Source organism: Kordiimonas sp. SCSIO 12610, assembly GCF_024398015.1.
Lineage (GTDB): Bacteria > Pseudomonadota > Alphaproteobacteria > Sphingomonadales > Kordiimonadaceae > CANLMI01.
The window spans coordinates 3159645-3179189 of sequence record NZ_CP073747.1 but is presented as its reverse complement, the minus strand read 5'-3'; the positions used below and the strand labels follow the sequence as shown (position 1 = coordinate 3179189).

Sequence of the window (19545 nt, the reverse complement as noted above, 5' to 3'; positions counted from 1 at the left end):
CAAACACAAATGTGAGTAAATGTGTGGCCTGATTTGAACAAGGAGTACAAATCAAAATGTCTAATGCGATCACTAACGATAATAATCCCATTATTAATGTTCTGGTCTTATGTACGGGTAATTCAGCGCGCTCAGTTATGGGGGAGGCAACGCTCAATAAATTTGGTGCAGGAAAAATAAAAGCATTTAGCGCAGGCAGTAAACCTTCTGGCATGATCAATACACATGTGAAGCGCTTACTGGATCAGAAAGGGTATGATACTGCGCTCTATAGATCAAAAAGCTGGGATGAGTTTGCGGGCGATGATGTGCCGAAAATGGATATTGTTGTAACTGTTTGTGACAATGCGGTAGGGGAGACATGTCCGTATTGGCCCGGTTCGCCAATAAGAGCACACTGTGGCTTTGCAGACCCTGCTACGCAAACGGGCAGCGATGATGAAATCATGGCTAAAACCGAGACTATTTATGAGGCAGTTGAAGCTTTCTCCAAGGCGCTCGTAGAAATACCGTTTGGCACTCTCTCTCAAGAAGAATTGCAACAACGGATCACCACGATTGCAGACCAAAGCCAGATGCATGATCGGTAAATGAGTCTCATTTTGAATTGATATTAATTAATATATCGAATAATCTCGATATATGGATAAAAGAGATACACTAAAAATGCTCACTGCTTTATCGCAGGAAAGCCGATTGGATATTTTTAAGTTGTTGGTGCGATCCGGCCATTCTGGAATGCCTGCGGGGAAAATATCAGAAACTCTTGATAAGGTTCAGAATACGGTCTCATCAAACTTGTCTATTCTTTCAAATGCTGGATTAGTGACCAGTAAACGGGAAGGTAGATCCATACGTTATTTTGCTAACCTTGACGCGATGAGGGACCTGTTGGGCTTTTTGATGGAAGATTGTTGTGGGGGCAATCCCGCAGATTGTGCACCATTTTTGGACGAAGTCATTTGTATCTAGATGAGCCTTGAAGAGGAAGAGCAATGAAGCGTCAGTTATTGGCTGAATTTATCGGAACCATGTTGTTGCTGGCCACGGTTGTTGGTTCAGGCATAATGGGTGAAACTTTGGCAGGCGGAAATTCTGCTATTGCCCTCTTGGGGAATACGATTGCAACTGGTGCTATCCTCGTAGTGCTCATTCTAATATTCGGGCCGATATCGGGGGCGCATTTTAACCCTGCTGTTTCGCTTGTTTTCTTCCTTAAAGGGGAATTAACTCGACAAGAATTTCCATCATATATGGCAGTTCAGTTTTTCGGTGCTATTGCTGGTGTATTTTTGGCGCATCTGATGTTTGATATCTCGGTTATTCAGGCATCTACCAATGCACGCACGGGAATGGGGCAGTGGGTTAGCGAGGCTGTGGCAACTTTCGGTTTGCTTGCAACAATACTGGGGTGCGTAAAGTTTCGCACTGATGTCGTGCCTTATGCAGTTGGGTTATATATAACCGCAGGATATTGGTTCACAGCATCGACCAGTTTTGCGAATCCTGCGGTAACATTTGCGCGGTCTTTCACCGATACATTCTCAGGTATTATGCGTGAAGACGTGCCATTATTTATTATCGCGCAGCTTCTTGGTGCTTTGATTGCGTTTGGTGTCTTTAAAATACTGTTAGAAGAAGATGGTACCGATGAAGCAGGTGCCCCAATGGCTGAGGCACCTGAAAACATCGTATAAATCAGCGTTTATAGATCATCGATTAATTGAGCGATTGTGTCCAAGCATGCCTTCGCTAGGTGTTTGCTGCGCTCTGGTGACCAGCCAAACTCTGCATCAGGTAGGTTAGCATTGTCCTTAAATGGCATCTCAAGGGTCATGGCTAGGCAGCCAAATGTTTCTGCCATATAGTTTGTACACATTCCCAAGTTCGCGGCTCCAAGTTCGTCGGTATCATATCCTTTTTCTTTTTGAAAATCCGGGGACAGCGCGCAAAGTGTATCTTGGTAACGATTATAAAGATCTGTTTGTTTGTCAGTCAGGGACGGAATGCCTTCAAATCCAGCGATAAAGTTGTAAGGAAGGGCTTCATCACCGTGGACATCAAGATGGAAATCAACGCCCGTTTCGTGCATTTTTTCCCGAACTAGATATACTTCAGGGCTGGTCTCCATGTTTGCTGTATCCCAGATGCGATTTAAATTTACGCCAACAGCATTTGTACGTAAATGGCCGCGCTTTGAGCCATCAGGGTTCATATTCGGAACGATATAAAAATGCGCTTTTTCTAGAAGTCTGCGTGCCGCAGGATTATCCGGGTCGAGAAGGTAATCAAAGGCGCCTTCCATCCACCATTCGGCCATAGTTTCACCCGGGTGCTGACGAGCGCCCAACCATATCTTTTTGCGACCTTCTGGCCCATATCCGACTTCCACTAAATCCATATCCTGACCATCCAGTGTATGGCCAAGAACGCTCGTGCGGACGATCGGGCTCGCAGACACTTCAGCAATCAGGTCTGCATGACGCTCCATAGAATAGGGGGCAAAATACGCAAAATACAAACTATCCTGCTCAGGTTCAATCGACCACGTCAGAATGCCGTCGTTATATTCGGTTTCAACCCGAAACCATGTTTCGCGGTCGTATGATGCACATACATTGTAACCCGGCCATCCGTCTGCATATGCGGCTTCGCCTGCATTCATGATGCTCAGTGTGCAAAGTGTATCTGCAACACCGGAGAGGCGGAAATGAAACCATTGATAAAAATCAGACATATGATCTTTGTTAATAGCAAGCTGGATGCTTGTAGGGTCTGATGCGTTCAGGACTGTAATATTGCCGCTGTCGAATGCGCTTGAGATATGCATGATATGCCTCCGAATTGATTCTGTATGTGGTGTATCGCGTCCGTCGTTCGGCGTCAATTTACCCGATATATTTATATCCGGTTAGAATCAGAGAATCGTCATATGAGACAGCATTGTTGCCATGCTATTTACGTGACAAATTGGTCTCGTTGTGGTACTAATATTTCACTGACGTATCGACGTGAGCATATGACTCCCGCTATCTAACGGGATTGGAGAGGCGCTTAATTCCTTGTGATAAGTGCCTCTTATGCTTTTACAGGCGAATAGGCATCGGCTTATTATGACTGAAACCTGAAAAGCCCCAAAACTTTTACACGCCTTCCCCTTGACAGTTATATGACTACTGAGTAGTGTCCGCCGCCAATGGATTCGAGAAATGGCGTTCGCGTCGTTTCAGTCTGATGAAGAGATTGCCTGAAGGTAATCCTGATGTCAGATAACAATTTTAACAGGTTTGCTTAGAGAGACGAGCCATGAAAGTACGTAACAGTCTTAAATCATTGAAATCCCGTCACCGCGATTGCCGGGTTATCCGCCGTAAAGGCCGGACATACGTTATCAATAAAACTCAGCGTCGCTTTAAAGCACGTCAGGGCTAATAAAAGCCTTTGGGCTTAATCAATAGCCCTAGAGTATGATTTTGGTAGCCGTGCACTCCTATGAGTTGCGCGGCTAACTTGTTTGGGGAGAGCTTGTGGTGAGAAATATTGACTCGATCATTTTTGACATTGGCAATGTATTTGTTGATTGGAGCCCGCGTCACTTATACGAGCAGTTAATTTCTGATTCGGCGGAATTGGAATATTTCCTCAAAAACATTGTTACCCTTGAATGGCATACAGAACACGACAAGGGACGTCCATTTGCTGAAGGTGTCCGCATATTATCTGAACAGTTTCCAGAGTATGCGGAATTGATCTCTGCTTTCGATTACCGATGGGATGATACCATCAAAGCTAAGATTGACGGAACCGTGCGAATACTTGACCGGTTAGCAGCAACCGATATTGAACTATATGCGCTCACGAATTTCTCACAGGAGAAGTGGCCGGCCTTTGCTGAGCAATATGAGTTTACGCGCCATTTCAAGGGCGTTGTGGTGTCAGGCGAGGAGCGTATGGTTAAGCCTGATCCTCGGATATTCAATTTGATTATCGAGCGGTTTAATCTCGACCCATCAAGGACTTTATTTGTTGATGACAGAGCTGAAAACGTAAAGGCGGGGGAAGTATCAGGAATGATAGGGCATTTGTTTACAGGGCCGGATGATGGCCCCGTGAAACTTGAAGCGCACTTGAAGGACGTTGGTGTTCTTTAAGAATGGTGCTGAATAGCTTCTTAGCTTTCCTGTTCAAAGCCTTTAAGTTCATCACCTTGCACCCAAGCAATATGCAGTACATTGGTGGCGCCCGGTGTGCCAAAAGGTACGCCAGCGGTCACGACAATGCGGTCTCCCCTTTGAGCCAGTTCCTGCCTCAGCGCCATACGCTTGGATTTGCCGATCATTTCTTCAAATGCAGTCACATCTTTTGTTTTAACGGTGTGTAGCCCCCAAACAATTGCAAGCCTTCGGGCAATACTGATACGAGGTGTCAGGGTAAGGATGGGGGCATTTGGGCGCTCTCGCGCAGCCCTGAGGGCAGTAGCACCAGAGGTGGTAAAGGTTACGATTGCTTTGGCGTCAACCGTATCCGAAACCTGACGTGCAGCCGCAGAAATCGCATCTTCTGTTGTTGCATTTGGGCTTGCACGGTCATCTCGGCGGTGGGTGTGGTAGTTTGCTTCCCCTTCAATCCGCATGGCGACCCGGTTCATAACTTCAACCGCTTCTATGGGGTAGTCACCAACGGCAGACTCAGCTGATAACATTACCGCATCAGCGCCGTCCATGACCGCGGTTGCAACATCAGAAACTTCTGCACGCGTGGGCACAGGTGCTTTGATCATACTTTCTAGCATCTGGGTTGCTACGACAACGGGTTTTCCTTCGCGTCTCGCCGCTTGAATGAGTTGTTTTTGAATGCCAGGGACATTTTCAAGAGGTTCTTCAACGCCTAAGTCACCGCGCGCTACCATCACGCCGTCTGCTAGTTCAAGGATCTCATTCAGGCTATTGACCGCGGCAGGTTTCTCAATTTTTGCCATAACGGCCGCCTTACCGCCAACTAGCTTCTTCGCTTCTGCAACATCGGCGGCACGCTGGACAAACGATAAAGCAATCCAATCGGCGCCGCATTTAAGAGCAAATGTTAGGTCTTTGCGGTCTTTGTCAGTAAGTGCTGCGAGTGGTAATACCGCGTTTGGAACATTGACACCCTTCTTGTCTGATAGCGGGCCACCAACCAGGATGCGGCACTTCGCGCTTTCACCGTCAATTTCTTCTACTTTTAAACGTATTTTGCCGTCATCGAGCAATAATTCGGTGCCAATTTCCAGTGCGTCAAAAATTTCTTTGTGTGGAAGCGGAGCTCTTAGTTCGTTGCCAGGAATGTCGGTTAAATCAAGTGTAAACATACCACCGGTTTTCAGGTTCACGGGGCCATTGGCAAATTTGCCGATCCGAAGTTTAGGACCCTGTAGGTCTGCAAGAATAGCGATTGGGCGCTCCACCTCCCGCTCGACGGCACGAATGGTATGAACAAGTGCCTCTTTTTCTTCGTGTTCACCGTGGCTCATGTTCAAGCGGAAAACATCTACGCCTGCCAAGAAAAGTTCTTTGATACGCTCTTTACTGCTACTTGCAGGTCCCAAGGTTGCGACAATGCGTGTTTTTCTATTTCTTCTGATGCATGGCGACATTTCAGTCATGGTCACTCCGTTGAAACTTACCTGATCTTAACGCTACGGCGATTTGCCTAACCCGTAAAAATTATTGTGATTGCATTAGTGCTGCAAAGAGGCTTGCAGGTCCAGCTTTTTCGCGCCATTTATACTATGAATTTTTTATGGATTGTAATTTGATGCTGTTAGAGACGATTGAGCCGGAAATTATTAACGCTGACGCTACGGGTGGTTTGGTTATCATTTGTGAGCATGCAAGTAATTATATTCCCCCAGTACTTAAAAATTTAGGGTTAGATGAAAAATATCTTGGCGAACATATCGCGGTAGATATCGGCGCAGAGGCCGTAACAAGGGCTATGGCCAATATGATGGGGGGTACAGCTATCATCGCACGGGTATCGCGATTGGTGATTGATTGCAACCGTGAATCAAATCATGAAACCTTGGTGCCAGAAGCGAGTGATAAGGTCTTTATCCCAGGGAATACGGGTTTAACGCCTGAGGCAATTGCAACGCGCAGGCAAGCCTACTACGAGCCTTTTCATCAAGCATGCGATACAATTATTGAAAATCAATTGAGCGCTGGAGAGACCCCGTTGGTGATTGGCATGCACAGTTTTACCAACATTATGAATGGGTTTGTGAGGCCGTGGCAGATTGGTTTCCTGTGGAACAAAGACCCGCGCCTTGCAGAAGCTATGATGGGCTTAATGGAACGGGAAACTGATTTAACGATCGGGAATAATGAGCCATATTCTGGCAAAGACCTGTATTATACGATGAACCGTCATGGAATGGCGCATGGATTGCCGCAAACGACGATTGAAATCCGACAGGATCTCTTAAAGAAGCAATCGATGGTTATGGAGTGGGCGGCACTTTTAGCGGATACGCTTGATGAATGCATGAACCGCCCGGATATCAAGTCGATTAAACATTATTAGGCCCAAACTAACAATCGAGGACATTTTGATGAATGAAGAACTGGAAACGAAAATTGAAGCGGCTGTTTTCCGTCGCTTGTTAAGTCATTTAGATCATAGAAAAGATGTGCAGAACATCGACCTTATGGGGTGGTCAGGCTTTTGCAGAAATTGCTTGTCAGACTGGTATAAGGAAGCCGCTGATGAAGTCGGAATTTCTATGGATAAAGAGGCGGCTCGTGAACGCATTTATGGAATGCCCTACGGTGAATACAAGGAAAAATATCAAGGAAAAGCGACCGAAGAGCAACTTCAGCGTATGAAAGACAGTGTAGTAAAGAACCAAGATTAACCACATTGTTCGAGTGTGGTGAAAATAATTGACTTTGTCGTTGAACGGCTAGGGTCCTGTCGTTATTGTGCGGCAAATATTGTGATTAAATTCACATTCAAAAACAGTATTTCCAGACAGAATATTTCGGGAGCAACTTATGGTACAGGCGGGCGGCGTAGCTGGTGAACAACTCAGGTCTTTTATTGAGCGCATTGAGCGTTTGGAAGAGGAAAAGAAGGGAATCGCCGAGGATATTAAGGAAGTTTACGCCGGCGCAAAAGCTGTTGGTTTCGATACAAAGGTCATGCGCAAAGTTATCTCTATCCGTAAGATGGATCAGGCTGATCGTCAGGAACAAGAAGCGCTATTGGATGTATATCTTCACGCTATTGAAGGTGGTCAATTGCCTGAAAAAGCCGATGAAGCCTCTGAGTAAGCTAGGTAATTAGTCTACAGTAAGTAATTTGATGGAGTGACGAGTACAATATGCATCCAATGCTGTTGTGCTCGCTACGTTGCCAGTTGTCATGATCTTGGTAATTCCATCACCTGATGCCGCGAATTCTGGATGTGCCTGCAAATAACTTTGTAAGGCTTCAGCAACAACAGTTGGTTGTGAAAGTAGTTTAATATTCTTGCCCAACGCCTCTTCAAAATAGGATTTCACAAGCGGGAAGTGCGTGCAGCCTAGAAGAGCAGCATCTATATTATTGTGTTTCGCTAAAAGTTCCTGAACATAGCCACTGATCAGCCCCTTTACGGGAAGGTCGCCAGCGCCGCCTTCAATCGCATCGACAAGTCCGGGGCACGCTTTAGAAAATAAGGTGATGCCGGGCGCACGTTTTCTAACCTCCTGATCATAGGCTTTGCTCTCAATCGTTTTACGTGTTGCAAAAACAGCAATATTTTTGTGTGGAGGGTGATTTTCAAGGTGTGCAGATGTTTTTGACCAAGGCACTCCTGTTATCGCTTCCACCATTGGCACCAAAACGCCAAGAATGCGTTTTCCGGGGTGTGCGTGTTCCAACCAGTTTTGCTGGAGCGTTCTAAGGGCGACTGCTGCAGCAGTATTGCAAGCCAGGATAACGAGCTTACATCCATTCTGCATTAATGTATCGACGCCTGCTTTGGTGAATTCTACGATTTGTTCGTTGCTGCGATGGCCATAAGGGGCGTTGGCGTGATCGCCCAGATAAATGAAATCTTGATTGGGGAATTGTTTTTGAAGGGCCTCTAAAACAGTAAGACCACCAGACCCTGAATCAAAAACGCCAATCATGTAACCTCACTGTTCTAAACCGTGTTCTGCTACCTTTCGATACAATGTTGAACGTCCAATGCCAAGCCTTCGTGCAACTTCGGTCATTTTTCCATTATATTTCTTTAGCGCCTTTGAAATGATGTCTGCTTCAAGTTCATTCAAACGACGGAACTGCCCTTCGGTATCTTCCAGATTTAAGGCGGCTTCCGGGTAGCGAATATTTCCAAAACTTGGATCAGTGATGGAGCGCTTTGGGAAAGCCTCTTCGGCAACGCTGCTCGATTTCATATCGCTAAGATGCGGGAAATCATCAGCGTTTAGTGTTTCGCTTTCTGATAAGATGACAGCTCTGAATAACGCATTTTGAAGCTGCCTTATGTTGCCGGGCCAATGGTAAGACGATAATAACGACATTGCAGTGTCGCTAATATTTTTGTGCGGTAAGCCCTCCATATTGGCGATACGCTCAAGAAAATGTTCCGTTAGTGCAGGCACATCATTTCTGCGTTCACGAAGCGGGGGCAGTGAAATTGGAAATACATTTAGCCTATATAATAAATCTTCGCGGAAGGCACCATTTCGCACCTGACTGGTTAAATTGCGGTTGGTAGCCGAAATTACACGGATATTCACCTTGATACTATGGCGGCTTCCAACCGGATCAATTTCCTTTTCCTGCAAGGCTCTTAGTAGTTTCACTTGAACATCCAGCGGCAGCTCGCCTACTTCGTCAAGGAATAAGGTTCCACCGTCGGCTTCTTGGAATTTACCGATGCGTTTTTCGGTTGCACCGGTGAAAGCTCCTTTTTCATGCCCGAATAAAATACTCTCTACAAGATTTTCAGGGATTGCGCCGCAGTTTACAGCTACAAAGGGTTTCCCTGCGCGTAAGCTTGCGTCATGGATGGCGTTTGCAAACACTTCCTTACCAACACCAGACTCGCCTTCAATAAGAACAGGGATGCTGGCGTTTGAAGCTTTTTTCGCAAGGGACAAGGCATTATTCATCGCCGTGCTATTGCCAACCAAGCCATCGAAGCCATTTTCATTCAAGCTTTCTTGCATTGGCGCAATTTCGCCTACAAACGAGCTTGTTTCCATTGCAGCAGCCAATGCTGTTCGAATGCGTTCAGCACTTGCTGGTTTGACCAGAAAGTCATTGGCGCCCGCTTGCATCGCTTTGACAACTGTATTGATAGAGGATTTGGATGTTAGCATGACAACAGGCAGATTAGGAAGCGTTGGTCTAATATGCTCTAAAACCTCGATACCTGTTAGTTCAGGCATAACCAGGTCAAGCAAAACCACATCGACTTCTGGTAAATTTCTGTCTATCAACCGATTAACGGCTTCACGCCCTGTCATGGCCTTTTCAACAATATAGCCAGCTTTGGAAACTACAGATTCCAAGAGAACCAATTGTGTTAATTCATCTTCTACTATCAATACGCGACGATCACTCATCGAATCACTCCTTATCATTGAGTGTATCGTTTCAGGACACCACTTAACAAAAAATGAATGAGAAAATTTTAGCTAATTTGTAATTTTCTTGCACCATTTTGGGATTTGGTGAACTATCATTTGCTTGTTATGTTGATGGTGATCTGAAAAAACGATTTCTGAAAGTAAAGAAAGCGGTTTGGGATTGCTTTGACTGAGTAATACTAATTGTTGTTAACGTATTGCTGCAACGTATCTTTAAGGGAGACGAATACATGAAACTCGCAGTTGTTCGGGAACGCCGTGATGCTGAGAAACGCGTCGCTGCTTCACCCGACACGGTAAAAAAACTTATTGGATTAGGGTTTGAAGTTGCCGTTGAAAAAGAAGCCGGAACTGGAGCGTCCATACTGGATACTGATTTCACAGAAGCTGGCGCATCTATTTCAGCAACCTTGGAAGATACGCTTAAAGATGCTGATGTTATTCTGTCGGTTCAAGGATTGGAGGCTGATCAGTTAACGTCAGTGAAAAAGGGTGCCGTTCAATTATCAGCGCTTAACCCATTTGTGGAGCAGGACCGGCTGAATGCATATGCTGACGCTGGTTTGGTCGCTTTTGCGATGGAGTTTGTCCCCAGGATTACTCGCGCGCAGTCGATGGATATATTGTCGTCCCAATCTAATCTGGCGGGCTATAAAGCGGTGCTTGATGCCGCAGCCCACTATGGCCGTGGGATGCCAATGATGATGACAGCAGCGGGCACTGTGGCTCCTGCAAAAGTGATGGTAATGGGGGCTGGTGTTGCAGGCCTGCAGGCGATCGCTACTGCGAAGCGTTTGGGCGCTATTGTAAGTGCGACAGATGTACGCCCAGCCGCCAAAGAACAAGTTGAAAGCCTCGGCGGTAAATTCGTTATGGTAGAAGACGAAGAAACAGCAGCAGCAGAGACATCCGGCGGCTACGCTAAAGAAATGAGCGATGAGTATAAAGCCAAACAAGCCGCATTGATCTCTGAAACCCTGGCAAAGCAAGACATTGCTATTACAACAGCACTGATCCCAGGGCGTCCGGCACCGACTTTAATTACGGAAGACATGGTTAAATCAATGAAGCCGGGAAGTGTGATTGTTGATCTGGCAGTGGAAGCGGGCGGTAACTGTGAACTCTCCAAACCCGGTGAAATTATAGAAGCCCACGGTGTAACGATTGTAGGGTACAGGAACGTGCCTTCACGCTTGGCTGCTGACGCGTCTGTGTTATTCGCCAAAAACCTCCTCAATTTTATTACACCGCACGTCAAAGAAGGTGTGCTGGAGATCGATTTTGAGGATGAGATTATTTCAGAATCGCTTGTAACTAAAGACGGCGCTGTTGTTCACAGCCGTTTATTGGAGGGCTAAATCATGCATGATATTCTTGTAAATCCCTTTATCCAACAATTCACAGTTTTCGTAATGGCTATATTCGTTGGATATTATGTCGTTTGGTCCGTGACACCAGCACTTCATACACCGCTAATGAGCGTGACAAACGCAATTTCAAGCGTGATTATTGTTGGTGCTTTGGTCGCTACGGGCCCAGCTGATTTTTCTATTGCTAAAGTATTAGGTGCCATCGCGATTGCGCTTGCCGCTATTAACATTTTTGGTGGCTTTGCCGTTACCGCCCGCATGCTCGCCATGTATAAGAAAAAGAAATAGGGGATTGTGATGAGTCAGCTACAAACAGATTTAACAGCTGTCGCCTATCTCGTCGCGGCAGTGCTTTTTATTCTTTCTCTTCGTGGTTTATCCAGCCCTGAAACCAGCCGAAAAGGTAACCTTTATGGCATGATAGGTATGGCAATCGCGGTCGTTACAACAGTTTTGAACCCAGAGATTGTTTCCTATGAATGGATCGTAGGTGCATTAATTGTTGGTGGCGGTATTGGCTATGTCATTGCACGAAAGATTGCGATGACGGCTATGCCGCAATTGGTTGCAGCATTCCATAGTCTGGTCGGGCTTGCCGCGGTTATGGTGGCGGCTGCCGCATTTCTAAATCCGCAATCCTTCGGTATTTGGGGTGAGGATGGTATTTTTGTTGCTAGCCGTATTGAAATGGCACTTGGAGCGGCAATTGGTGCCATAACCTTCTCTGGTTCCTTGATCGCATTTGCAAAATTGAATGGGAATATGTCTGGTGCGCCCATCATGCTACCGGCCCGCCATTTCATAAATGCAGCTCTTGGTCTGGCGATTGTTGGCTTGATTTACGCATTTGCAGCTTCTGAAGGTGCTGCATCTGGTGGTGGGCACCTCATGTGGTGGATTATTGGCCTCAGCTTTATCATTGGATTCTTGCTGATCATCCCGATCGGCGGTGCTGATATGCCTGTTGTGGTATCCATGCTAAATAGTTACTCGGGATGGGCCGCAGCCGGGATTGGTTTTACTCTTGCAAATACGGCCTTGATCGTAACAGGTGCGCTTGTTGGTTCCTCCGGCGCAATCCTTTCCTATATTATGTGTAAGGGGATGAACCGTAGCTTTATTTCCGTAATCCTCGGCGGTTTTGGTGCAGATGATAGCGCAGCGGCATCTGGCGGCGTTGTGGAAACAAGACCTGTTAAACAAGGATCTGCTGACGACGCAGCCTTCATTATGAAGAATGCGGCCAAAGTTATCATTGTTCCTGGTTACGGTATGGCAGTCGCTCAGGCGCAGCATGCTCTGAAGGAAATGTGTGACATGCTGAAAGCCGAGGGTGTTGATGTTTCATACGCTATTCACCCTGTTGCTGGCCGGATGCCTGGACATATGAATGTCCTATTGGCAGAAGCGAATGTTCCTTATGACGAGGTTTTTGAACTGGAAGATATCAATAGCGAATTCGCCCAAGCTGATGTGGCATTTGTTATCGGTGCAAATGATGTGACGAATCCCGCAGCGAAAACTGATCCGCAGAGTCCAATTTTTGGTATGCCGATCCTGGATGTAGAGAAAGCCAATACAGTTCTCTTCATAAAACGCTCAATGGGAAGCGGCTACGCTGGTGTGGAGAATGAACTCTTCTTCCGAGATAACACAATGATGTTATTTTCCGACGCCAAGAAAATGGTTGAGGAGATTGTAAAAGCTCTTTAAGGCGTAATAGTTAATGGGCTAAGGGGCATTCTATAGATTAGGATGCCCTTTGCTATTTTTATTGATGAAATAAAGGCCAATACAATATACTGATCTTATATTGCATTATGAAAGCTAAGCATGGACAGTAACCCAACCATTGTTGATTTCTTGAGCGAAAGCCTGAAAGCTATTCAAGGCCAAGATAAAACCGTGCTGTCTCCCAACCAGCAAAAGGTTGCGGATGATTTAGCGACTTTGATGGATGCGAAGCTTGCTGAAATTGTCAGTGAGCTTGAAGCAGTCGCATCCTGCAGGCAGGAAGACAGTGATACACCAGAACACGAAAAGAAACCTCCGTTTGAAGGGTTTTGTTTTGGTTTACATAAGATAGGAGAAGCATTGTTGCCCCATTTGGTTGAGACATATGCTGAATGGGTAAAAGCTAAAACAATTGAAAAAACTCAATTCCAGTGGATTTTGGATGCGCGTAGCGACGCATTTATAAATTATCTTGTTGAGCTTGCTTGCGTTCACGGTGTGGCATTTGATGATACCTTGATTGCTATTGGTCAGCATGAACGATTGTTGTTACAGCGTTTGGAAGCAGATTTACGGAAGCTGTATCGCAAGACTTTTGAACTGGTGTGATTTGTTATCCGACATTAAGCTTATATTCAGAAATCCATAGATACTATAGACACAGTACGTTTGTAAGAAAGACCCCTAATGTTTGTTAAAATTGCTATTTTGTTTGCGATATTTTCATTGTCGCCGGCAGCTTTTGCTGATGAGGAAAAGCTATCGCGCGGTGAAAAACGTTTGGCGTCGATAATGGAAAAGTACGAAAAAAATGGGAAAATCAAGCGCTGCGTAAACTTGCGTCGATTACGGGAAAGCAAGGTTATTGACGATAAAACGATTTTTTTTCGTGGTATCGGTAAAACCGGTTATTTAAATCGTCTAAATGGAAACTGTATCGGCCTCGCTCGTGAAGAACGTTTTTCCTATAGCACAACGATCAATCAATTGTGCCGCGGTGAAATTTTGACAGTGCTTGATAATTTCGGACGCCCTTGGGGAAGTTGTGGGCTTGGCGAATTTGAAGAGCTAAGCAAAAAGACAACATCAGACTCGGTATTAAATGTCGTCAAAGACTGATCTCTTTTCCTTCATAAAACCCTCACATTAAACACCATGGTCTAAGCTTACGTTTAGGTACGATAAACTTAAATGTTAGAATGTAACACTCTGTCGCGGCTTGTGTCCGTTTAGGCGCAATCACCTTTTCGCACTATCTGTTCTAAAGCATAAAAACAGCAATATTAATCCATGCGAGGATAATGAGATGTTGCTGACAGAGAAAAGCCTGAAAAATCCGGCTGCAATGATGGTGCTTGTCGCGATAGCACTGTTGTTAGGTGTTATTACCCTGACAAAGTTACCAGTACAATTGTTCCCAAATATTGAACGCCCGCAAATTGGTATCCAGACGTTTTGGCGATCAGCTAGCCCGTCTGAAATTGAGTCCGAGATTATTGAGCCTATTGAAGAGGTAATGCAGGGTATTCCTGGCCTAGAGGAACTTAGAACATTCTCCAATTCTTCTAATGGCTTTGTCTCTATGGAATTTAGTCTCGAAACCGATATGGATCGGATGCTGATTGAAATCATTAGTCGCCTTAATCGGTTGCCGCCATTGCCTGCTGACGCAGATAGACCACAAATTGTCATGAACGGTGGTGATCCGTCTGGTGAAACGCTCATTTACCTATTTACCCAGTTTCGAGCTGATAGCGCACTCGCACGCGAGGATTATATTTCTTTTATTGAAGATAATGTGCGACCGCGACTGGAGGCCGTTGAAGGCATAGCCCAAGTTAACCTGGAAGCTGGATCGGGCCTTGGGGATCAGTTGCAGATCGAGTTTGACCCTGTACGTGCAGCAGAATTAGGAATTGACCTTAATAATATAACGCGCCGTGTTGGCCGGACAACGGATAGTTCAGGTGGATATCTGGACGTTGGACGGCGTCGGTATCTGATGAATTTTCAAGGCAAGTATGAACCTGACGAGTTGAGAGCCTTGATTTTGGACTGGAGGGATGGTCGGCCGATTACACTCGGTGATGTTGCTACCATTTCCGTTGGTCCAGCAGCGACTAATCAGGTTGTTTATCAAAACGGCAGCCCCGCAATCAGTATGCGTGTGATCAAAGAGAGTGGTGCCAATGTTTTAGCGGCAATTGATCGCCTAACCGCGGTTGTAGATGAATTAAACGAAACTGTATTGAAGGAACAGGGCATTGCTATCGAAAAATCATTTGATCCATCGGTTTTCATTAATCGTGCAATCAACCTTCTGTCAGGTAACTTGTTAATTGGTGTTCTTTTATCGGTCGGCGTCTTGTGGTGGTTTCTTCGTCAGGTCAGAGCAACACTTTTAATTGCGCTAACTATTCCTGTTTGTTTGCTGACAACTATCGTGGTGCTTGGCCTGTTTGGCCGAACAGTGAATGTCATATCACTCGCGGGGCTTGCGTTCGCAACGGGGATGGTTCTTGATGCAGCGATTGTTGTGCTGGAGAATATTGTCCGATTAAGGGAAAAAGGCGAAAAGCCCAATTTAGCCTCACTCAAGGGAGCAGGGCAGGTATGGGGTGCGCTCTTGGCGTCTACTGCGACAACTGTCGCGATATTTGTGCCAATTCTGTTTTTGAAGGATGTAGAGGGGCAATTGTTTGCTGATTTGGCATTAACGATTGCAATCGGGGTGGCACTATCTTTGATCGTCGCGGTTACCGTTCTACCTGTTGCAGCCAAATATTTCCTGAAGGCATTACCGCCTAGCGAAACCGCGGGCGAACGCGCCAAGCGTTTTGCAAGTCGCTTAATGATCTTTTCTTCAACACCTGTGCGCCGCGGCGTAATGATTACAGGGCTTATGGCTGGCGCTATTAGTTTAAGCTGGCTATTGCTTCCGAACTTAAATTACCTGCCACCGGTCAAAAGAGATGCGGTTGATGCCTTCCTGATGTTCCCGTCCGGGGCCAATATGGAAACCATTGATGAAGAAGTTGTTTCGGTTATTGTGGATCGGTTACAGCCATATATGGACGGCGTCCAGGAACCAGCTCTTAAAAACTATTATTTTATTACGTTCCCAGGCGGGCAAGGCGGAAGCCTTGGTGTCAGGGCGAAAGACCAGGGTAACGTAAAAGAGTTGGAACGCCTGGTTAGGGAAGAGATTTTGGTTGGCTTCCCCGATGTTTTTACCTTCGCTCAACAAGGAAACCTGTTTGGAAACTTTGGCGGCAACGGCTCGGTTGAATTGAACATTCAAGCGCGCGACCTTGAGCAACTTCGTGAAGTTACGGTTGAAGGTCAGCGCTTAATATCAGAAGCGTTACCGGGTGCGCAGGCTAGACCAAACCCAGACCCTAACGTGATTGCACCTGAACTTCAAATTACGCCAAATGATCGTCGTTTGGCCGAGGTTGGCTATACGCGCGCCGATATTTCAAGAATTATCAGAGCACTGGGTGATGGCCTTTGGTTAGGTGAGCATTTTGATGGCGAACAACGCGTCGATATGATTTTAAAGGCACAGGACTGGTCAGACCCTGAGAGTTTAAGAAACGTTCCTTTGGCAACACCGCTTGGTGGAACGGTTCCGCTTGGTGACCTGGTGACGATTGAGCGCGGTGTGGGGCCTACTTTTATTCAAAGGTTGAATAGGAAGCGTAATGTTTCATTGAATATTACTCAACCTGAAGGAATGCCACTGGAGGATATGATCGCAATCTTAAAGCGTGATGTCGAACCCAAGTTAAAGGAAATGCTACCTGTTGGAGCCACGATTTCTTATGGCGGTAGCGCGGATGCGCTAGACCGTGCTGTGGCCTCACTGTCCCTGAATTTCGTACTTGCGCTTGGATTGTTATTCCTGATTTTGGCGGCGCTTTTTAAATCGCCTAAGGATGCCATGCTTGTGGTGATTACGATACCACTTGCGACCGTAGGCGGTGTGATTGCTTTAAAAATATTGAATATCTTTAGTTTTGCTCCGCTCGATCTCTTAACAATGATTGGATTTATCATTTTGCTTGGTTTGGTGGTGAACAACGCAATCTTGCTAGTTGCCCAAACACGTCAGGGCGAGGCTGATGGACTAAGCAGGGAAGATGCTGTTGAGCGAGCGCTTGGCCTGAGAATGCGCCCAATTTTCATGAGCACGCTAACGTCTATAATGGGTATGTTGCCGCTTGTTCTATTCCCTGGTGCCGGTAGTGCGATATATCGTGGTATGGCGACGACTATTGTCGGGGGAATGACGCTTTCAACAGTGTTTACTCTTTTGCTGTTACCATGCTTGTTACGGGTCGAATTTTTCGAGCAGATAAAGCGTATTTTCACCAAACCCCAAACCAACCTTCAGCCGGCTGAATAAAATATAATAGAGAAAACGAGGATAGTGTAATGATAGCAATCAGTATGAAAAATATAAAACCGTTCGCACTGTTAATAATGACTAGTTTTTCTGGTTTAACACCACTTATGGCACAACAAGGCCCACCCCCGGCACTGGTTGAAGTTGCTGAAGCGAGTGATGAATTAATGTCACCCCAGATCTACATGCCTGGTACGGTAGTCAGTATGAATGATAGCCGAATTGCGTCTGAAATAACAGGTCGTGTAACATGGGTTGCCCCAGAGGGCACATTGCTTCGCAGAGGGGAGGTTTTAGCAAAAATTGACGCAAGAAACATTAATCTGACAGTTGAACGCAATGAAACTGAGATTAGGCGCTTAACTGCACGTATTAAATTTTTGAAATCGGATTTGGAACGTTTGCGCGAATTAGCGCTTCGTAAACATACGCCGCTTAGCAGAGTAGAAGAAGCGGAAAGCAATTTGCTAATGACTGAGCAGGAGCTTGCACAGGCAAAAATTAACCTCGAACAATCGCGAATTGACCTAGCCAGAACAGAGGTTCTAGCTCCTTTTCCTGGGCGGGTCGTAGCGCGCTTAGCCCAAATCGGGGAATATGCTGTTCCGGGCCGTGAAATTGCACGGTTAGTGGATACCGAGCATTTGGAAATCCGGGCACAAGCACCTGTTACACTGTCGAGTGTTCTGACTGACGGTCTTGCCGTTACACTTACAGATCAACGTGAACTGACTAGTGGTCAAAACACTGTATTAGCCGAAAATGCTATCGAGAATAGCGTAATCCGTGCAGTTGTTCCTGTTGGCGATGAACTTAGTCGTACTATGGAAATTCGTGTTGCTGCCCCAGAAAACAAAAGATATGTGGTGGGATCAGCACTTCAGGTTGGCGTTCCATCGAGCGAGCCTGTACGGGTTGTATCTGTGCCTCGTGACGCATTGGTTCTGCGCCGTGAAGGCACTTTTGTATTTCGTGTAAGCGACGATAATACTGCCGAGAGGTTAGCAGTTCGAACCGGAACCGCCAACGGAACTCGCGTTGCTGTTTCAGGCAATATCGAAAATGGTGATGTTGTAATTATCCGCGGCGGAGAGCGCTTACGCCCCGGTCAGTCGCTAACGATTAAAGAACCAGTTCAAGCAACAGTTCTTGGCAGATAAAGGAAAATACGGCTCCTTTAGTCGAAAATAATAAAAAGCCACTTGGCGACAGCGCCATGTGGCCTCATAATATGTAGCAGAGAGTTTGGGAATGAGTATTAGCTCCCCTCATACAGACAGAGAACAAGCTCAGGTAAGAGCTGGAGGAATATCTTTGCTAGATACGATTTTCGCTGATCGAAACAAGGCTTTTTGGCTGTTCCAGTGTTCAGGATGGTTGGGATATATTCTCGTTCGAGTATTCCATAGTTTAACCGCTATCAGTAGCTTTGATGAGTTTGGTTTCAACTTTCCTATTGTGTTACCTGTTGCCATTATTGGAATACTCTTAACCTGTATTCTACGCATAGTTTACAGAAGAGTTAGAGATAGTAGCGTTGTCATAACGTTTGTTATTGCTATTTTATCCTGTGCTCTTTTGGGGCTTTTATTGTCTTCGATTGAAGCATTTATAGCGCCTTATTTGATTCCGGATTTTGGGTTTGCAACTGGGTTTGCGCAATTCAATAACGCAATGTTTCAATCAACAGTCTTGTTTGCATGGTCGTCGATTTATTTTGGGTATCATTACTATACAGGTTTTCTTGAGCAACAAGAACGTGCCTTAAAGGCAACGGCGATGGCGCATCAGGCTCAGCTTAAAATGCTGCGTTATCAGTTGAATCCTCATTTTCTATTCAATACACTCAATGCAATTTCAACGCTCGTTCTTGAAAAAGCTGGCGATGACGCGAATAAGATGCTGACGAAATTATCCAGTTTTTTGCGGTATACGCTTGTCAATCAACCTACACAGCGAACCAGCCTGGAGCAGGAACTACAAGCTACTAGCCTTTACCTGGACATAGAGGCAGTCAGGTTTGGCGAACGGCTTAAAATTGTCTTAGATATTGATGATAAAGCGAAATCGGCGCTTGTGCCGAGCTTGATACTACAGCCCTTGGTCGAGAATGCGATTAAATATGCCATTGCTCCAGAAATAGACGGCGGTACAATCAGGATATGTGCACATGTAATGGGCCGAAGGCTTATGTTAATGCTTGAGGATACGGGGCCCGGCATACCTGATGTGAATAATATAGTAAGCCAATCTGGTTCAGGTGTTGGAATTGTTAATACCAAAGACCGGTTGACACAGATTTACGGCGAAACCCATGAATTAACACTTAAAAATCTAGAGCCCTCAGGTTTGGGGATTACGATTGCCATTCCTTTGGAACACAGTAGTCGAAATAGTTTATAGCCCTTAA

Annotated in this window: 20 protein-coding genes; 16 read left to right on the top strand and 4 right to left on the bottom strand. The window is 45.7% G+C overall.

The features are described from left to right. The first annotated feature begins 56 nt into the window (after positions 1 to 56). From KFF44_RS14625 to KFF44_RS14615, 3 genes are read left to right on the top strand one after another with little or no spacing between them, the layout of a single operon-like run. On the top strand, positions 57 to 590 hold the full coding sequence (locus KFF44_RS14625) for an arsenate reductase ArsC (RefSeq protein WP_255935483.1): 534 nt from the start codon (positions 57 to 59) through the stop codon (positions 588 to 590). Between the two features lie 52 nt (positions 591 to 642). Then, a complete protein-coding gene (locus KFF44_RS14620) occupies positions 643 to 972 on the top strand; it encodes an ArsR/SmtB family transcription factor (protein WP_370691115.1) in 330 nt (109 codons plus the stop codon). 23 nt (positions 973 to 995) lie between these two features. Continuing rightward, positions 996 to 1697 (top strand): MIP/aquaporin family protein, encoded by a 702-nt coding sequence (locus KFF44_RS14615; protein WP_255935478.1) that lies wholly within the window; start codon positions 996 to 998, stop codon positions 1695 to 1697. Positions 1698 to 1705: 8 nt separating this feature from the next. On the opposite strand, the gene KFF44_RS14610 is transcribed toward KFF44_RS14615, so the two are convergent. After that, the gene (locus KFF44_RS14610; protein ID WP_255935477.1) at positions 1706 to 2830 is read right to left on the bottom strand and encodes a M14-type cytosolic carboxypeptidase; all 1125 of its coding nucleotides are present in this window, start codon (positions 2828 to 2830) and stop codon (positions 1706 to 1708) included. Between the two features lie 476 nt (positions 2831 to 3306). On the opposite strand from KFF44_RS14610, the gene ykgO reads away from it, so the two are divergent. Together ykgO and KFF44_RS14600 are read left to right on the top strand one after the other, a co-directional pair. Beyond that, on the top strand, positions 3307 to 3432 hold the full coding sequence (ykgO, locus tag KFF44_RS14605) for a type B 50S ribosomal protein L36 (protein WP_191251113.1): 126 nt from the start codon (positions 3307 to 3309) through the stop codon (positions 3430 to 3432). 98 nt (positions 3433 to 3530) lie between these two features. Further along, positions 3531 to 4151: an HAD family phosphatase gene (locus KFF44_RS14600; RefSeq protein ID WP_255935476.1), complete on the top strand. Its 621-nt coding sequence runs from the start codon at positions 3531 to 3533 to the stop codon at positions 4149 to 4151. Between the two features lie 20 nt (positions 4152 to 4171). Here the strand turns inward: KFF44_RS14600 and pyk are convergent, their stop codons facing one another. Then, positions 4172 to 5641: a pyruvate kinase gene (pyk, locus tag KFF44_RS14595; RefSeq protein ID WP_255935475.1), complete on the bottom strand. Its 1470-nt coding sequence runs from the start codon at positions 5639 to 5641 to the stop codon at positions 4172 to 4174. A 137-nt stretch (positions 5642 to 5778) separates the two neighbouring features. Between pyk and KFF44_RS14590 the strand changes: the two genes are divergently transcribed. The 3 genes from KFF44_RS14590 to KFF44_RS14580 all read left to right on the top strand — a co-directional run bounded on the left by KFF44_RS14590 (position 5779) and on the right by KFF44_RS14580 (position 7310). Next, complete coding sequence (locus tag KFF44_RS14590) at positions 5779 to 6561, top strand: N-formylglutamate amidohydrolase (RefSeq protein ID WP_255935474.1); 783 nt, start codon at positions 5779 to 5781, stop codon at positions 6559 to 6561. Positions 6562 to 6589: 28 nt separating this feature from the next. Beyond that, on the top strand, positions 6590 to 6892 hold the full coding sequence (locus KFF44_RS14585; RefSeq protein ID WP_255935473.1) for a DUF1244 domain-containing protein: 303 nt from the start codon (positions 6590 to 6592) through the stop codon (positions 6890 to 6892). Between the two features lie 139 nt (positions 6893 to 7031). After that, positions 7032 to 7310: a DUF2312 domain-containing protein gene (locus tag KFF44_RS14580; protein WP_255935472.1), complete on the top strand. Its 279-nt coding sequence runs from the start codon at positions 7032 to 7034 to the stop codon at positions 7308 to 7310. A gap of 9 nt (positions 7311 to 7319) precedes the next feature. On the opposite strand, the gene murI is transcribed toward KFF44_RS14580, so the two are convergent. Continuing rightward, positions 7320 to 8153, bottom strand: a complete 834-nt coding sequence (gene murI, locus KFF44_RS14575) for a glutamate racemase (RefSeq protein ID WP_255935471.1) — start codon at positions 8151 to 8153, stop codon at positions 7320 to 7322. Positions 8154 to 8159: 6 nt separating this feature from the next. Continuing rightward, positions 8160 to 9599, bottom strand: coding sequence for a sigma-54 dependent transcriptional regulator (locus KFF44_RS14570; RefSeq protein ID WP_255935470.1), 1440 nt, complete (start codon positions 9597 to 9599; stop codon positions 8160 to 8162). Positions 9600 to 9853: 254 nt separating this feature from the next. Between KFF44_RS14570 and KFF44_RS14565 the strand changes: the two genes are divergently transcribed. The 8 genes from KFF44_RS14565 (at position 9854) to KFF44_RS14530 (ending at position 19538) form a co-directional block, all read left to right on the top strand. Beyond that, positions 9854 to 10981 carry a Re/Si-specific NAD(P)(+) transhydrogenase subunit alpha gene (locus tag KFF44_RS14565; protein WP_255935468.1) on the top strand — a complete coding sequence of 376 codons (1128 nt, stop codon included), beginning with the start codon at positions 9854 to 9856 and terminating at the stop codon, positions 10979 to 10981. A gap of 3 nt (positions 10982 to 10984) precedes the next feature. Continuing rightward, complete coding sequence (locus KFF44_RS14560; RefSeq protein ID WP_255935467.1) at positions 10985 to 11281, top strand: proton-translocating transhydrogenase family protein; 297 nt, start codon at positions 10985 to 10987, stop codon at positions 11279 to 11281. 9 nt (positions 11282 to 11290) lie between these two features. Further along, positions 11291 to 12706: an NAD(P)(+) transhydrogenase (Re/Si-specific) subunit beta gene (locus KFF44_RS14555; protein ID WP_255935464.1), complete on the top strand. Its 1416-nt coding sequence runs from the start codon at positions 11291 to 11293 to the stop codon at positions 12704 to 12706. A gap of 120 nt (positions 12707 to 12826) precedes the next feature. After that, positions 12827 to 13336 (top strand): hypothetical protein, encoded by a 510-nt coding sequence (locus KFF44_RS14550; protein ID WP_255935463.1) that lies wholly within the window; start codon positions 12827 to 12829, stop codon positions 13334 to 13336. A gap of 78 nt (positions 13337 to 13414) precedes the next feature. Next, on the top strand, positions 13415 to 13846 hold the full coding sequence (locus tag KFF44_RS14545) for a hypothetical protein (RefSeq protein ID WP_255935461.1): 432 nt from the start codon (positions 13415 to 13417) through the stop codon (positions 13844 to 13846). A 187-nt stretch (positions 13847 to 14033) separates the two neighbouring features. Then, the gene (locus tag KFF44_RS14540; protein WP_255935459.1) at positions 14034 to 17135 is read left to right on the top strand and encodes an efflux RND transporter permease subunit; all 3102 of its coding nucleotides are present in this window, start codon (positions 14034 to 14036) and stop codon (positions 17133 to 17135) included. A gap of 29 nt (positions 17136 to 17164) precedes the next feature. Then, positions 17165 to 18295, top strand: a complete 1131-nt coding sequence (locus KFF44_RS14535) for an efflux RND transporter periplasmic adaptor subunit (protein WP_255935457.1) — start codon at positions 17165 to 17167, stop codon at positions 18293 to 18295. A 91-nt stretch (positions 18296 to 18386) separates the two neighbouring features. Beyond that, on the top strand, positions 18387 to 19538 hold the full coding sequence (locus tag KFF44_RS14530; RefSeq protein ID WP_255935455.1) for a sensor histidine kinase: 1152 nt from the start codon (positions 18387 to 18389) through the stop codon (positions 19536 to 19538). The last annotated feature ends 7 nt before the right edge of the window (positions 19539 to 19545 follow it).

What these genes read in the sequence shown, in the direction of transcription:
- KFF44_RS14625 (WP_255935483.1), top strand. Translation starts at nt 57, where the DNA reads ATGTCTAATGCGATCACTAACGATAATAATCCCATTATTAATGTTCTG.
- KFF44_RS14620 (WP_370691115.1), top strand. Translation starts at nt 643, where the DNA reads ATGGATAAAAGAGATACACTAAAAATGCTCACTGCTTTATCGCAGGAA.
- KFF44_RS14615 (WP_255935478.1), top strand. Translation starts at nt 996, where the DNA reads ATGAAGCGTCAGTTATTGGCTGAATTTATCGGAACCATGTTGTTGCTG.
- KFF44_RS14610 (WP_255935477.1), bottom strand. Translation starts at nt 2,830, where the DNA reads ATGCATATCTCAAGCGCATTCGACAGCGGCAATATTACAGTCCTGAAC.
- ykgO (WP_191251113.1), top strand. Translation starts at nt 3,307, where the DNA reads ATGAAAGTACGTAACAGTCTTAAATCATTGAAATCCCGTCACCGCGAT.
- pyk (WP_255935475.1), bottom strand. Translation starts at nt 5,641, where the DNA reads ATGACTGAAATGTCGCCATGCATCAGAAGAAATAGAAAAACACGCATT.
- KFF44_RS14590 (WP_255935474.1), top strand. Translation starts at nt 5,779, where the DNA reads ATGGATTGTAATTTGATGCTGTTAGAGACGATTGAGCCGGAAATTATT.
- KFF44_RS14585 (WP_255935473.1), top strand. Translation starts at nt 6,590, where the DNA reads ATGAATGAAGAACTGGAAACGAAAATTGAAGCGGCTGTTTTCCGTCGC.
- KFF44_RS14580 (WP_255935472.1), top strand. Translation starts at nt 7,032, where the DNA reads ATGGTACAGGCGGGCGGCGTAGCTGGTGAACAACTCAGGTCTTTTATT.
- murI (WP_255935471.1), bottom strand. Translation starts at nt 8,153, where the DNA reads ATGATTGGCGTTTTTGATTCAGGGTCTGGTGGTCTTACTGTTTTAGAG.
- KFF44_RS14570 (WP_255935470.1), bottom strand. Translation starts at nt 9,599, where the DNA reads ATGAGTGATCGTCGCGTATTGATAGTAGAAGATGAATTAACACAATTG.
- KFF44_RS14565 (WP_255935468.1), top strand. Translation starts at nt 9,854, where the DNA reads ATGAAACTCGCAGTTGTTCGGGAACGCCGTGATGCTGAGAAACGCGTC.
- KFF44_RS14560 (WP_255935467.1), top strand. Translation starts at nt 10,985, where the DNA reads ATGCATGATATTCTTGTAAATCCCTTTATCCAACAATTCACAGTTTTC.
- KFF44_RS14555 (WP_255935464.1), top strand. Translation starts at nt 11,291, where the DNA reads ATGAGTCAGCTACAAACAGATTTAACAGCTGTCGCCTATCTCGTCGCG.
- KFF44_RS14550 (WP_255935463.1), top strand. Translation starts at nt 12,827, where the DNA reads ATGGACAGTAACCCAACCATTGTTGATTTCTTGAGCGAAAGCCTGAAA.
- KFF44_RS14545 (WP_255935461.1), top strand. Translation starts at nt 13,415, where the DNA reads ATGTTTGTTAAAATTGCTATTTTGTTTGCGATATTTTCATTGTCGCCG.
- KFF44_RS14540 (WP_255935459.1), top strand. Translation starts at nt 14,034, where the DNA reads ATGTTGCTGACAGAGAAAAGCCTGAAAAATCCGGCTGCAATGATGGTG.
- KFF44_RS14535 (WP_255935457.1), top strand. Translation starts at nt 17,165, where the DNA reads ATGATAGCAATCAGTATGAAAAATATAAAACCGTTCGCACTGTTAATA.
- KFF44_RS14530 (WP_255935455.1), top strand. Translation starts at nt 18,387, where the DNA reads ATGAGTATTAGCTCCCCTCATACAGACAGAGAACAAGCTCAGGTAAGA.